Below are 14,227 nucleotides of genomic sequence, written 5' to 3' on the forward strand. Positions count from 1 at the left end.
ATTAAAAGTATAAACCAAAATTAATATTAAACCTATGGTGCCACTGCCCTGTACCATCTCCAGTGGTTAAAGCATCCGCGTAGTTAGGGGATAACCATGGCTGATTGCGCCCGCTAGCATAATCTACATAAATATACAATGGCTTTATAGATATTAAAGCCCCTAAAACATTCATTTGCGTATCTTCCCAATTGTTTAAGGCTTTATCCATGTACGTATAGTCATTATACAATTGTATAGATTGTAAAAGTCCTTTGTTTATGGGGATTTTGTAAGCTAGCCCTACAGAATACATACTAGCTTTTGCAGCGGTATTATATGGAAAATTATAGGCCGCTTGTTCTAGAAAATCTCTGCTTTCCCCTATAGCATTTTTTGGTTTGTTGTTGTAGGTTATAAATTGAGTCTGAAAATTCCATCGCTTACAATCCATTTGATAATGTAGCCCTAAAGCAGAATGGCTACCTGTATCTTGAGTGTCTATATTCCAAATACCGCCATATTGTAAAGAGGTGCCTATTAAATGTTTTACTTTTATTCCTAGTTTATAATTAAAACGTACATTAAACTGGTTTACTTCTTTGTTTTTTCCAGAAAAATCATAAGAATAGCGATTGGGTGAAATCGCATTGTTGTCTCCTAAGGTCAAAGCTTCTGCATTTTTATAAAAACCAATATCTAGTTTAATTCTATCATCTTCGTAATCATAACTAACGCCCATATCATGGTCATCTTCAAAGCCTAAATAAAAAGGAAGAGCAAAAAACCAACTGTTAGAATTAAATTGTTGTGGTCCAAAGTAGGCCGGTATTAACCCTAGTTTTAAATGACTTTTCTTATTTAGGTTATATTGGAACCAACCGTATTTTAAAAAGCTTCCTCCAAAGGCAGAAGAGTAAAAGCGTTGATCCATATGTAATTCCATAGGACCATACGTAACATCGGCATTGATACGAAAAACCTCGAAACCAAAATCGCCACCTCTTTTTTGTTGGTTGGGTTTCCAGCTAGAGTTGTTATAATTGTAGCGTAGAGCACCACCTAGTTTAACTTTTAACTTGGGTGTTGGGATTGTATCGTTTTGAGAATAAGATATACCTGAGAATCCTATACAAAGAAAAAGTAGTGCTATAATTTTTAAGTGGGTAGTTGCTTTTGAATTCCTGATAATAAAGTGTTTCATGAAACAAAAGCCGAATTGTTTGTTTTTTTTCAAGGGATTAATGGTGCTAATGGTTGGTTATTTATGGCGGAAAGATACCAAAAATCTAAAATTTAAAGTAACTCATAAAAAGTATTGTAGAGGTAGGTAGATACATGCGCAAAATTAAATACCTCCAGCGGATTGAATTTATGCCTTTTAAAAGGTTACCATCCGCAGGTCTATCGGAGTAGAGAACTATTCGTTAGTTCTAAAATAGATTTAGACTGCGCTCCCCTGGCAATTAGCGCAGAATTTGAGCCGTAATCTAGGTAACGATCTACGGACCTCTATAGTATTATTTAAGTAGGGTGTATTAAAACAAAAAGGGAGTAGCAAAAGCGCCACTCCCTTTCCACCAAAAAACGAAATCAATCATTCAAAAGTATATTTCGTTTTTACCACTTGGGTAAGTCTAAAAAAACCATGAGCGTAATTCTCTGAATTTGTTTGATTAATACAATTTCCTTTAAGAGCAACTGGTGTAGCACTAAACAAGCCAACACCTTCGGACTGTTCTATAAGTGTTCGTATATAGTTGAAATAAGCTTTAGAAATTCCGTACATTTCTACTTCTACTTGGTCACCTACTGTAAATTCTCCTTGTTCATCATCTTCATCTTTTTCGTACCACCAACCAACTTCATTTCCGTTAATGAACTCGTCATCAGCATCTTCTAATTCAAATAGCAAATCACCACTCTCTTTGTACTTAAAAAGATAATAGTTTTCTTCATCTTCTGGATCGTTAAAAAATACATTAACTTCTAAGATTTCGTCGTCAAAACCTTTATCTGTAGATTGTTCTACACGAGTAATATCGGTAACTGGTTTTAGACTTTCAGTAGCAGTATAGGTTTCATTATTGTAAACAATTTCTAAATCGTAAGTGTTGTTCACAATAGGGTTAAAAGAATCGGTAGAATAGTTACCGTTATTTTCGTTGGTAAAAATAAACTCTTCTAATGTATTTGTATTGGTAACTTTTACTGTAGCATTGGTAACCGGGTTATCTTGGTTCTCCGCAAAATATGCAGATGAGGTCGATAGTTTTATAGTTTGGTTATTACCAGAGGTTCCTTTCTCCCAATCTAATGATGCTTCAATAGTTAGTCTTTCTGGTGCTGTTTGTACTTCTAAATCAATTACATCTTCACAAGAGAAAAATATAGATATAGCGAATAGGGTTATGAGTTTTATATAAGATTTCATTTTTTTAAAATTTAAAGTTATAGGTTGCAGAGGGTACCATTCCAAAAATTGCTGTTCTAGTAGCTTCGTTTACTCCAGTGGTTGTATTTTGTCCAAAGGATACAGAAGCTGCGTTTTTCTTGTTATAAACATTATAGATACCAAATACCCATTCTCCTTTCCATCTTCTGTTTGGTTTTTTGTTAGGTGTATAGGTAGCAGAAATATCTAAACGATGATAAAGTGGTAACCTGTCAGAGTTTCTATTAGAATAGCGGGCAATAGAAAGGCCTTCATATTGGTATTGTCCATTAGGGTAGGTAACTGGCCTACCGGATTGTAAAGCAAAGTTAGAGCTAAAGGTCCATTTGTCGGATGCTTTGTAGGATCCTGTTATAGATAAGTCATGCAAACGATCATAAGGTGTTTTATACCATTCGCCATTACTAATTCCGGGTCCACCTGCATTCGTATCTTTTGTTCTTTGCTCAGATTTTGAAAGTGTATAGGCTATCCATCCAGTGAATTTTCCAGTATTCTTTCGAAAAAGGACTTCTAATCCGTAGGCCCTAGATTCTCCGTTTAATATTTCTGTCTCAATGGTGTTTGTACCTATTAAATCGGAACCATCTATATAATCAATACGATTGTCTGTTGTTTTATAATAGGTTTCTAACTCAAGAGAATAAGCTTCGTCCTTAAAGTTTCTAAAATACCCCAGTGCAAATTGATCAGATACTTGAGGTTTTACGAATTTACCGCTAGGAGTCCATACATCTAAAGGAGTTACAGAAGAGGTATTAGATAATAAGTGTATGTACTGCGCAACTCTAGAATAGCCAAGTTTTACAGAGGAGTTTTCATTTAACTCGTACGCCATGGAAGCTCTAGGTTCTAAATTTCCGTAATTGGCTATAGAATTCCCTTTCTCATAATTAGTTTCACCAATAGCTTCTCCACGTTCATATATTCCTAGTACAGAATTATAAGCAACAGGTTGGTTGTTTGCGTAGTTTGTTAAAGGTTGTCCTCCTAAACGATTAAAGTAACTATAGCGTAAACCATATTGAGCGGTTAGTTTGTCTGTTAATTTGTGCTCAGTGTTAATGTAAACACCTGCTTCTAAGGCTTTCTTTTTGTCTAACTGCATTGCATTCACCGAAGAATCGTCCGATGTGGGTTCTATGGCACCGGGGTTAAAATCGTAACGAATAACACTCGCTCCAAAGTCTAATTTATATTTATCGCTGAGATAGTATTTTAAATCGTACTTAGCATTGTAGTTATCGATAGAGGAAATCCAATTAAAATCTTCTATTTTAATACCTATGTCATAATCATAACGGCTATAAATTAAGGATAGGTTAGAGAATAAGCGTTCGTTAAAAATATGATTCCATCTTAAGTTTCCAGAGGCATTGCCGTAAGTGGTTTCAAAACTACTACCTAGTTTAAATGTATCTCTTCCAAAATATCCCGACAGAAAAAGTTTGTTATTCTCATTAAAGTTATAGTGTGTTTTTAAGTTTAAATCATAAAAACCAACTCTATTTTTATTATTGTTAGCAGCTAAAAATAAATTTACGTAAGAAGATCTACCTGCAACAAGAAAAGAGCCTTTTTTGTTAAACATAGGTCCTTCTAATGCCAATCTGCTAGAAATAAGACCAATACCGCCAGATGCGCCAAATCTTTTACTATTACCGTCTTTTTGTCTTACATCTAAAACAGAAGAAACTCTACCTCCAAATTTGGCGGGAATTCCTCCTTTATGTAGTTTAATGTCCTTAATGGCATCTGCGTTAAATACCGAAAAGAACCCTAACATGTGCGATGTATTGTAAATAATGGCTTCATCTAATAGTACCAAATTTTGATCTGCAGCTCCACCACGAACGTTAAAGCCACCAGAACCTTCACCATTATTAGTAACACCAGGAAGCATCTGCAAAGATTTAATAATATCAACCTCTCCTAAAACTACAGGCATACGTTTTACAGTTTTAATATTAAGCTTGTTAACACTCATTTCTGGTTTTCTGATATTTACGTGCTCTTTTTCATCCGCTGTTAATACCACTTCTTCTAATTGCGTAGCGTACTCTTTAATTTCAAAATTTATTTTTTGATTTTGGTTTAGTATAATTTCTTTCTGAATATCTAAATATCCAACATAAGAAATAATTAAAGTGTATGTTCCCTTTGGAGCGGTAATAGAATAAAAACCATATTCATTAGTAATAGCACCGATAGTTGTACCTTTTAAAAATACCGATGCCCCAAAAAGTGTCTCTCCATTACTAGCATCTGTAATAGATCCGTTGACTGTAAAATTTTCCTGCGCACTAAGTAGCGTAGTGAAAAATAAAAATAGTAATCCTAATTTCTTCATTTTTTGATTGTTGTTTTTAACTATTGTTTTTTGATTTCCTCGATAATCGAGATTTAATTAACCTAGAACTTGCTTCGATATTTTAAAGTTTTCTTTAGCACACCTTTTGGCTTGTTCTAAGTTTATTTACTTTAACTATAGACAATCTAAAAAATGGAAGGTTGCATGTGTACATTAGTTTTTTTGTAATTAACTAGAGTTTAACATTTAAAAAGAAATGTTGAAAAAAAGAGGCTAATAAAAAAAGCCCATTCTGTATAGCAGAATGGGCTTTTGGGATAGTTTATAAAAAATTACTCTTTTTTCTCTGGTCTAGATTTTTTAGAGTTTCTATTATTTTTTCCTCGGTAATTGGAGGAGTTTTTGTTTCTATTATTTTTATTTCTAGGTCTATTATGTTTTTGCGGTCTTTGCTGTGGTTTATTTTCAGGAGTTGCTTGTTCCTTTGAGTCATCTATAAACTGATGCTCCGGCATCCTTGGAACTTCCTGTTTAATTAATTTTTCAATATCTCTTAGGTAAGGGCGCTCTTCTCTGTCACAAAAAGAAAGGGCAATACCACTAGCACTAGCACGTCCTGTTCTTCCTATACGGTGTACGTAGGTTTCTGGTATATTAGGCAAGTCGTAATTAATAACTAAAGAGAGTTCTTCAACGTCTATACCGCGAGCAGCAATATCCGTTGCAACTAAAACATTTAGTTTTCCATCTTTAAATGCACCAAGTGCTTTTTGCCTAGCTGTTTGTGATTTATTACCATGTATAGCAGCAGAATTAATATCTGCTTGAGCTAGTTTTTTTACAATTTTGTTAGCACCATGTTTGGTTCTAGAAAATACTAGAACAGAGGCTTTAGGATTTTCTCTAAGCAAATGCACTAATAGTTTTACTTTATTAGGCTTGCTAACAAAGTAAATACCTTGTTCTACTTTTTCTGCAGTCGCTTGTTTTGGTTTTATGGTAACTCGTTCAAAATCTCCTAACAACCTTTTAGACAATTCCACAATATCTTTTGGCATGGTGGCTGAAAAGAATAAAGATTGCCTCTTAGGAGGTAATTTGGCAATTATCTTTTTTATGTCATGTATAAAACCCATATCAAGCATTTGGTCAGCTTCATCTAAAACTACATACTCAATATCTTTAAGAGAGATAATACCTTGGCTCATTAAATCTAGTAGCCTACCTGGAGTCGCAATAATAGCATCAACACCTGGTCGTAAAGCATTAACCTGTCTTTGTTGTTTTACACCTCCAAAAATAACTGTGTTCCTTATGTTTGTATACTTACTGTACGCAGTAAAGTTTTCTCCTATTTGAATTGCAAGTTCTCTTGTCGGTGTTACTATAAGAGCTTTTACACGTTTTTTTCCTTTTGTTTGTTCTTGGTTGGTTTGTAGATGATGAATAATAGGAATACTAAAAGCAGCTGTTTTACCTGTTCCTGTTTGTGCAACACCTAATAGGTCTTTTTTATTTAAAAGAATAGGAATTGCTTGTTCTTGTATAGGTGTAGGATTGGTATACCCTTGTTCATCAATAGCTTTTAATATAGGTAAAGCTATACCTAAATCTTTGAATGTCATGTGTTTTTAATATAAGCGGCGAAGATACAGTTAATGTTTGGATAAAATGATTATGTTACAACCCAACAATTGCTGCTTCGGCACAACGTTCTCCATCCATAGCAGCAGAAACGATTCCCCCAGCGTAACCACCACCTTCACCGCATGGGAATAATCCTTCTATTTCTGGGTGTTCTAGTTTTTTATTTCTAGGAATATTCACTGGCGATGAGGTTCTAGATTCTACACCAACAATATTAGCTTCATTAGTATAATAACCTCTCATTTTTTCTCCAAAAGCTTTAAACCCTCCTCGCAGCCTACTTCCGATGGCTTTTGGTAAAAGAGAATGTAGGGGAGATGATTTTAACCCTGGTTGGTAAGAAGTAGGATTTAAATCTGTTGATAAATTACCTTCTACAAAATCAGTAAGTCTTTGTGATGGTGCAACTTGGCTACGGCCACCTGCAGTAAAAGCTAAACGCTCTAAACTTTTTTGGTATTCCAAACCTTTAAGAACTCCATATTTTTCGAACTTATACAAATCTTCCTTGGCATTAATCTCCACAACAATTCCGGAATTAGCGTAGGTGTTATTTCTTTTAGAGGGAGACATGCCGTTTACAACAACTTCTCCGGGAGCCGTAGCAGCAGGAACAATAAATCCTCCAGGGCACATACAAAAAGAGTATACGCCTCTGTTTTTTACTTGTTGTACCAAACTATACGATGCCGCAGGTAAAAGTTCGTTTCTTTCCCCTTTACAATGGTATTGAATAGAATCAATAATATGTTGAGGGTGCTCTACTCGAACTCCCATAGCAAAGGACTTAGCTTGTAAGCTTATTTTTTTGCCATGCAATAAATAGTATATGTCGCGAGCAGAATGACCTGTTGCTAAAATAACTCTACTAGCTTGCATTTCATTACCATTTTGTAATTGAATAGCAGTTATTTTATTGTTTGTAATCGTAAAATCTGTTACACGGGTATTAAAATGAATTTCGCCACCGTGTTCTATTATTTTTTCTCTTATATTTTGAACAATTTTAGGAAGTTTATTAGTTCCAATATGTGGATGAGCGTCTACTAGTATTTGCTCTGTAGCACCATGATATACTAAACTTTCGAAAATTCTTCTTACATCCCCTCTTTTAAGGCTACGGGTATATAATTTACCATCGGAATAAGTCCCTGCTCCACCTTCGCCAAAACAATAGTTACTGTCTTCATTAACAAAATGGTCTTGGTTAATAGCTTTTAAATCGCGTCTGCGTTCTTGCACTTTATCACCTCGTTCTAAAACTATTGGTTTGTATCCTAGTTCTAAGCAACGTAAAGCAGCCCACATTCCAGCAGGACCAAATCCGATAATATGTATTTCTTTGGCTTTAGAAACGTCTTTGTAATGGAACGTATGATCTGATTTTTTAGATGGTTTTTCGTGAATATAGATTTCTAACTTATAGTTAAAATAAATAGAAGGTTTACGAGCATCAATAGATTTGCGCAAAACTTTTATGGTGATGTCTTTTTCGTCTTGCCCTAGATGTTTTGCAACCTTTTTTAAAAGCATTCCAGGTAGCCCTTCTTCTTTAAGAGATAATCTATATTGTATATTCCTTATCATGCTGCAAAATTACTTTAATTAAGATTTAGAATCGTATTAATCAACTAAATATGTTACCAATAATGTAAGAGCTATTTATTTCTGTATATAATTCTGTAGAAAGTAAATATATAAAAGATAGAGAGTGAAGAGTTAGTTACATACTAGGATGCCATTGTAGAGGTCAGTAGATAGTTATCTAGATTACATCTCATATTTTATACAAATGTCAGGGGGAGAGGAGTCTAAGTCTATATAGAGCTAATGAATAGTTATCGACTGCGCTCGAACTGACAATGGTAATCTTTTTTTAAAAGACATGACTTCAATCCATAAAAGGTATTTAATGTTGCGTATGTATCTACCGACCTCTATAAGATTGTGCTGCTCGTTTATTTTAGAAAAAAAACCTGGAGATATCCAGGTTTTTCTAATGATTATTTAAAATAAGGTTATTACGAAATACTATATAATAGATTCATAATTTATTCTGGTATATAGTCCAAGTCTGGTCGCATGGCTCCAGATTCTCTTTCTATTTTTGACACCTTTTTATGAAGCTCTCCTAATAATTTACCAAATTCTTCACCTAGAATTTTTCGATTTTCTTTACTTAACCTTTCGTAATCTTCGGCACTTTTAGCGGCTACGGCTACCAAAAAAAAGCTTCCCATAGTACCAAATCCGCTTTTGTAAACCCTATAATGCATGGTGGCATTTTTACTTTCAAAAACGGCTTTAATAGCTGCGGCTTTCTCAAACACCTCATCATAATTTTCAGGGGTATAATGATAGTAGGTAAATTTTCTATAGGGCATGCCTTCTGGAGTCTGAGTAATCCCTTCTGGCATATACGAAAGTTCTTTATCTAAACGAATAATGTAATCTCCATGTTTATCATAACATTTATCCATATCAGAAAATAGTTCACTCAAAGCTTCTTTTCCCATTTTTTTACTTAATACGTCAAATGCTGCATAGTTTATATCTGCCATGGAGTCTATTGGTGTGACATATAAATATTTATATTCCTCAGTGACAGTCGTAATCCAGTCTAGTCCTTGTATATTGTGTTCTTTACATTTAGCTACTAGATTTTTGGTTGTTTTTTCATACTCCGTTACCATAGATGGTTTAACTTGATCTTCATGAATCCAATATGCTTGCGATTTATTATTGTCTTGAGCTAGGATAAGCCTCGGTAGTAATAGCTGTACAGATAGCATTAAAAAAAGAATTTTCATTGTTCTCATAATAATATATTTAGTTGGTTAATAATCGAATAAATACAAAAGAGGTACTAGAGTATGAAAAATTTAGAGCTTAATTCTGAGCACACTTGGTTACGTGTGAATTTAAAAAGATAAGGCGATAAATATGCCCTTTCTTTATAAGGGAAACATCTTTAAATGTAAGTATAAAAATTTAAAAATCAGAACTTTATGTGTTGTTTTTTGATGTAGTGTTATTTTAAATCAATATTTATTTAAAACAATTCCCGATTCTTCATCTATTTCTTGAAGGAAAATATAGAGAATCCAATTCTTTTGTTTTTAGCAGATATTGGAGACGTAAATGTTACGAGCTTACATCAAAATTAACCACGAATTTCATTTCTATGCTTCGTAAGCTAAACTTTTATAGTGATGTCTTTTTCGTCTTGCCCTAGATGTTTTGCAACCTTTTTTAAAAGCATTCCGGGTTGGCCTTCTTCTTTAAGAGATAGTCTATATTGTATATTCCTTACCATAGCGCAAAGCTAAACTACTTTGGGCTATAAAAAAATGCATCTAACTATATAAGTAAGATGCATTTTTTAATAATGGAGTATTATGAATCTTTTTAAATTGGTTAATTTTTCAATTGAAAATCAGAGAAATGAAGAATAAATCCATTAATATCTATTATAACAAATTCATTTGCCCCATTGTATGGAGTAACTCCTAAAGGTCTTATTACTTTAGTTTTGTCTTTAATGTTCTCATACCATTCCGCAATGTTTTCTACTTGAAACCATAGTGTTAATGCTCCTCCTTGTGTTTGGAAATTTAATTCTGGAAATTCTTTAAACAATGATGTTTTATTTTGAAACATTAATCGGATATCATCTTTTTCTACCCATCCCCATTCAGATTCTCCTGTTTCAGGAAATTTTTGAAGAACTTTAAAACCAATGTTTTTATAGTAATCAAGTGTTTTATCCACATTTATAGTAGCCAAATTTGCATGTATAGATGTTATTTTTTCTTTTTTTGAAATATTAGATTTCATAATTATTTTAGGCAAATGTTATTAATTGTTTTCGGCATTCTTTTGCAGTAGCTACCATTTCTACTAATGCTTTTTTTGTTTCTTCCCAATGTCTTGTTTTTAAACCGCAATCTGGATTTATCCAAAGCTGTTCTGCGGGAATATATTGAGTAGCTTTTTGCATTAAAGAAACCATTTCTTCTCTTTCTGGTACTCTAGGGGAGTGAATATCATACACACCAGGACCAATTTCATTAGGATATTTAAAAGCGGCAAAAACGTCTAAAAGTTCCATTTGTGATCTAGAACATTCAATGGTAATTACATCGGCATCCATATCTGCAATATCGGTTATAATATCATTAAATTCAGAATAACACATATGAGTATGTATTTGGGTTTCGTCTTTTACGCCACTAGCAGAAATTCTAAAGGCTTTTATAGCCCAGTTTAAATACGTTTTCCAATCTTCTTTTCGTAATGGTAACCCCTCTCTTATAGCAGGTTCATCAATCTGTATAATTTGTAAGCCAGCTTTTTCTAAGTCTACCACTTCATCACGAATCGCTAATGCAATTTGTGTAGCCGTTTTGGAACGAGCTTGGTCATTACGAACAAAAGACCATTGTAATATGGTTACGGGGCCTGTAAGCATCCCTTTTACCGGTTTTTTGGTTAAAGATTGTGCATAAGAAGACCATTTTACCGTCATTGGGTTTTCTCTAGAAACATCACCATAAATTATAGGAGGTTTAACACAACGGCTGCCATAACTTTGTACCCAGCCAAATTGTGTGAAAGCAAAACCATTTAGTTGTTCTCCAAAATATTCAACCATATCATTGCGTTCAAACTCGCCATGCACAAGAACATCTAAACCTGCTTCTTCTTGGAATTGTATGGTTTCTTTGGTTTCTTTTTCTAATAAAGTTTCGTATTCAGATAAGCTGATATTGCTCTTCTTATAATTAGACCTCCAACTACGAACTTCTTCGGTTTGTGGAAAAGAACCAATGGTAGTTGTAGGGAATAAAGGTAAGTTTAATGCGGTTTTCTGAAGTTTTTGACGAACAGAAAAAGGATTTTCTCTTTGCGAGTCTTTTTCTGTAAGTGCTTTTACACGCTCTTTTACAATAGGATTATGAATAGAAATTGCAGTTTTTTTGTTTTTATGTGCTTTCCTGTTTTCTTGAAGCTTTACTAAGTTAATTTCTAAATTTTCTTCATTAGCTAATTGTTTTAAAGTAACGACCTCTTCTACCTTTTGTTTTGCGAAGGCGAGCCATTGTTTTATTTCTGCACTTAAATTGTTTGGATTGTTTTCTAGGTCTAAATCACAAGGAGAATGAAGTAATGAGCAAGATGGTGCAATTAAAACACGTTCGGAACCAATTACATTTACTGCTTTTTGAATAAGCTTTAAAGATTCTTCAAAATTGTTTTTCCAAATATTTCTCCCATCTACAATACCTAGGGATAAATGTGTATGTGCTTGTAGGTTTTTGGAACTTAAAATATCATCTAACTGTAATTTGCATCGTACTAAATCTAATTGTAGAGTGTGTACAGGAAGAGATAATGCTATATCTATGTTCTTGCCATAACAATCAAAGTAATTTGCAAGAATTATTTTTAAATCAGGGAATTTTTTAGCATACCTTTGGTAGGTAATTTGTATGGCGAGTAGCTCTTTTTGTGATAATTCGGTAGCCAAGAAAGGCTCATCAAACTGAATATATTCTACTTCTAAATCTATCAATTCTTGAATAATGATGTCGTAAATAGGGAGTAATTCTTTTAATAAGTCTATTTTTTCAAAACCTTTTTCTTTTTCTTTTCCGCAAAGCAGAAAAGATACTGGACTAAGAATAACAGGTTTTGTTTTTATGCCTAAGGATAAAGCTTCTTTGTATTCCTCTACTATTTTAGAATCGGAAAGAGAAAAGTTTTGATTTTTAGTAAACTCCGGTACTAGGTAATGATAATTAGTATCGAACCACTTGGTCATTTCCGAAGCCGTAATATCTATTCCATCTTTTTGAATGCCCCTAGCCATAGCAAAATATAAATCGTGCTTCGTAAAGGCTGGGTTTTCGATAATAGCTGTATAACGAGAAGGTACACATCCTAACGTAGTAGTTAAATCTAGTACCTGGTCATAAAGCGAAAAATCGTTAGAGGGAATTATATCTATGCCTTGCTCTTTCTGTAAAAGCCAATTTTCTTTGCGAATATTTTTTGCAGTTTCTAGAAGAGTTTCTAATGAAACTTTACCAGACCAGTATTGTTCTAAAGATTTTTTAAGATCTCTTTTACTGCCTATTCTAGGGTAGCCTAAGTTTGTAGTTTTCATAATTTAGTATGGATGTTTTTTCTGTACAAAATTATGTGTAAAGATTATTTATCTACCATTATATTTTAAAATAAGATTATTTAGCTAATTATAGTTATTTTTGAAGATATAATAACGTTGTGATGTTAAAATTACATACTTTAAAAGATAAATTATCTATGGAAAATTTAGATGTAACGGACTTGCAATTGTTAAATTACCTTCAAAAAAACTCTAATGTTACAACAAAAGAATTAGCAGCTTTGGTAAACTTATCGCCAACTCCGGTTTATGAACGGGTTCGTAAATTAGAAAAAGAAGGTTTTATAAAGCAATACATAGCGGTTTTAGATGCGGATAAATTGGGAGGAGAATTAATTGTTTTTTGCAATATTACCCTAAAGCAGCATACCAAAGAAATTGGAAATCAATTTGTTAAAGATATTAGATCCATACAAGAAGTAACAGAATGTTATAATATTTCTGGGGATTATGATTTTAAATTAAAAGTAATGGTAAAAGACATGAAGCATTACCAAGATTTTGTAATAAATACCCTTGGGGCAGTTCCTAATATAGGAAGTGCTCATAGTACTTTTGTAATAGGTACTATTAAGCAAAGCTATAGTGTTCCTATTACATCTTTGTAGTAGTGAAAGTATTATTTTGTTTTAAAAAAATCCCAAACTTTTTCGGCCATTTCTATGTCACCATTTTGTTCTTTTACGATTAATTTATAAATAGTTCCATACCTTTCTTCTAAACTTGGTTCTGTATGCCCACCACCAGTAATTTTATAGAAAACTACTTCAGTGTTATTGGTACCATTGGTATAAGAATACTTTGTAACGGTACTATTGTCTGTAGTGTTTGTGTTAGGTAAGTTAGTAATTATTGGAGTTGTTTGGGTATTGTTTCGGTTCACCCAATATGCAACGGTTTCTTCCGTGGAAAAAACAAGGCCCCGGTCGCCATTAACTTGTCCGCCATTATAAGGTACTAAAGGGTCTTCTGTACCATTCATAATAAGCGCGGATATGGGAGTGGTAGAATCTGTGCAGGTACTGTTTACAGGTTTTGAAGCCACAATTGCAGCAAATGCTTTTAATTTATTTGGTATTTCTTGGGCTAGCCTATAACTCATATGCCCGCCATTAGAAATACCGTTTATAAATACTTTTTCTGGATTAGCATTGTAGCTAGAAATTGTGGTGTCTATTAAATTACTGATGAAGGCCACATCATCCGTAGTAGGGTTCCCATCTGCTTCTTCTCTGCAGTCGTTCCAGCCTTGATGTCCGCTAGCACCTATTTTTCCATTGGGTACTAAGAGAATAATATTTTCTTGTTCCGCAATATTTAGCCAAACACTAAAAGGAGCCTTGGTGTTCTCTAAGCCTAAAATTTGGTCAGAACTACCACTGTGTCCATGTAATAGCACAACAATTGGAGCGTTTTCAGGGGTTGTAGGAACATAAATATGGTATTCTCTACTTTCTCCAGAGATATTTATTTTTTGGTTTTGTAGTAAGCCTTTTTCTGTTTCTTGGTTGGTGTTATCTTCTCTTTTTATGCAGCCGAATAGTAGTATTAGTGCAATGAATATAGATGTAGTTTTCATAGGGCTCAGATTAGGTCTTATACTTTTGTTCAAACGGAATATACCTTCTTTTATTTTTTAAGCTCT

Annotated in this window: 10 protein-coding genes; 1 reads left to right on the top strand and 9 read right to left on the bottom strand. The window is 33.6% G+C overall.

The annotated features are described in order from the left end of the window. Position 1: 1 nt before the first annotated feature. The 8 genes from Q0856_RS17095 to metE form a co-directional block, all read right to left on the bottom strand. Positions 2-1,183 carry a hypothetical protein gene (locus Q0856_RS17095; RefSeq protein WP_298506968.1) on the bottom strand — a complete coding sequence of 394 codons (1,182 nt, stop codon included), beginning with the start codon at positions 1,181-1,183 and terminating at the stop codon, positions 2-4. 393 nt (positions 1,184-1,576) lie between these two features. After that, a complete protein-coding gene (locus tag Q0856_RS17100) occupies positions 1,577-2,413 on the bottom strand; it encodes a DUF4249 domain-containing protein (RefSeq protein ID WP_298506969.1) in 837 nt (278 codons plus the stop codon). 4 nt (positions 2,414-2,417) lie between these two features. Beyond that, positions 2,418-4,784, bottom strand: coding sequence for a TonB-dependent receptor (locus Q0856_RS17105; RefSeq protein WP_298506971.1), 2,367 nt, complete (start codon positions 4,782-4,784; stop codon positions 2,418-2,420). A gap of 293 nt (positions 4,785-5,077) precedes the next feature. Further along, entirely contained in the window at positions 5,078-6,370 is a 1,293-nt protein-coding gene (locus Q0856_RS17110; RefSeq protein WP_298481156.1) for a DEAD/DEAH box helicase, read from the bottom strand. Between the two features lie 55 nt (positions 6,371-6,425). Then, positions 6,426-7,979, bottom strand: coding sequence for an FAD-dependent oxidoreductase (locus Q0856_RS17115; RefSeq protein WP_298506973.1), 1,554 nt, complete (start codon positions 7,977-7,979; stop codon positions 6,426-6,428). Positions 7,980-8,443: 464 nt separating this feature from the next. Beyond that, positions 8,444-9,211, bottom strand: coding sequence for a hypothetical protein (locus Q0856_RS17120; protein WP_298506975.1), 768 nt, complete (start codon positions 9,209-9,211; stop codon positions 8,444-8,446). A 598-nt stretch (positions 9,212-9,809) separates the two neighbouring features. Beyond that, entirely contained in the window at positions 9,810-10,229 is a 420-nt protein-coding gene (locus Q0856_RS17125; protein WP_298506976.1) for a VOC family protein, read from the bottom strand. Between the two features lie 7 nt (positions 10,230-10,236). Next, on the bottom strand, positions 10,237-12,561 hold the full coding sequence (metE, locus tag Q0856_RS17130; RefSeq protein ID WP_298506977.1) for a 5-methyltetrahydropteroyltriglutamate--homocysteine S-methyltransferase: 2,325 nt from the start codon (positions 12,559-12,561) through the stop codon (positions 10,237-10,239). Positions 12,562-12,719: 158 nt separating this feature from the next. Between metE and Q0856_RS17135 the strand changes: the two genes are divergently transcribed. Beyond that, positions 12,720-13,190, top strand: coding sequence for an Lrp/AsnC family transcriptional regulator (locus Q0856_RS17135; RefSeq protein ID WP_298481218.1), 471 nt, complete (start codon positions 12,720-12,722; stop codon positions 13,188-13,190). Positions 13,191-13,201: 11 nt separating this feature from the next. Here the strand turns inward: Q0856_RS17135 and Q0856_RS17140 are convergent, their stop codons facing one another. Continuing rightward, positions 13,202-14,161, bottom strand: a complete 960-nt coding sequence (locus Q0856_RS17140) for a PHB depolymerase family esterase (RefSeq protein ID WP_298506978.1) — start codon at positions 14,159-14,161, stop codon at positions 13,202-13,204. Between the last annotated feature and the right edge of the window lie 66 nt (positions 14,162-14,227).

Origin of the sequence: uncultured Maribacter sp., assembly GCF_947496775.1 — a bacterium.
Taxonomy (GTDB): domain Bacteria; phylum Bacteroidota; class Bacteroidia; order Flavobacteriales; family Flavobacteriaceae; genus Maribacter_B.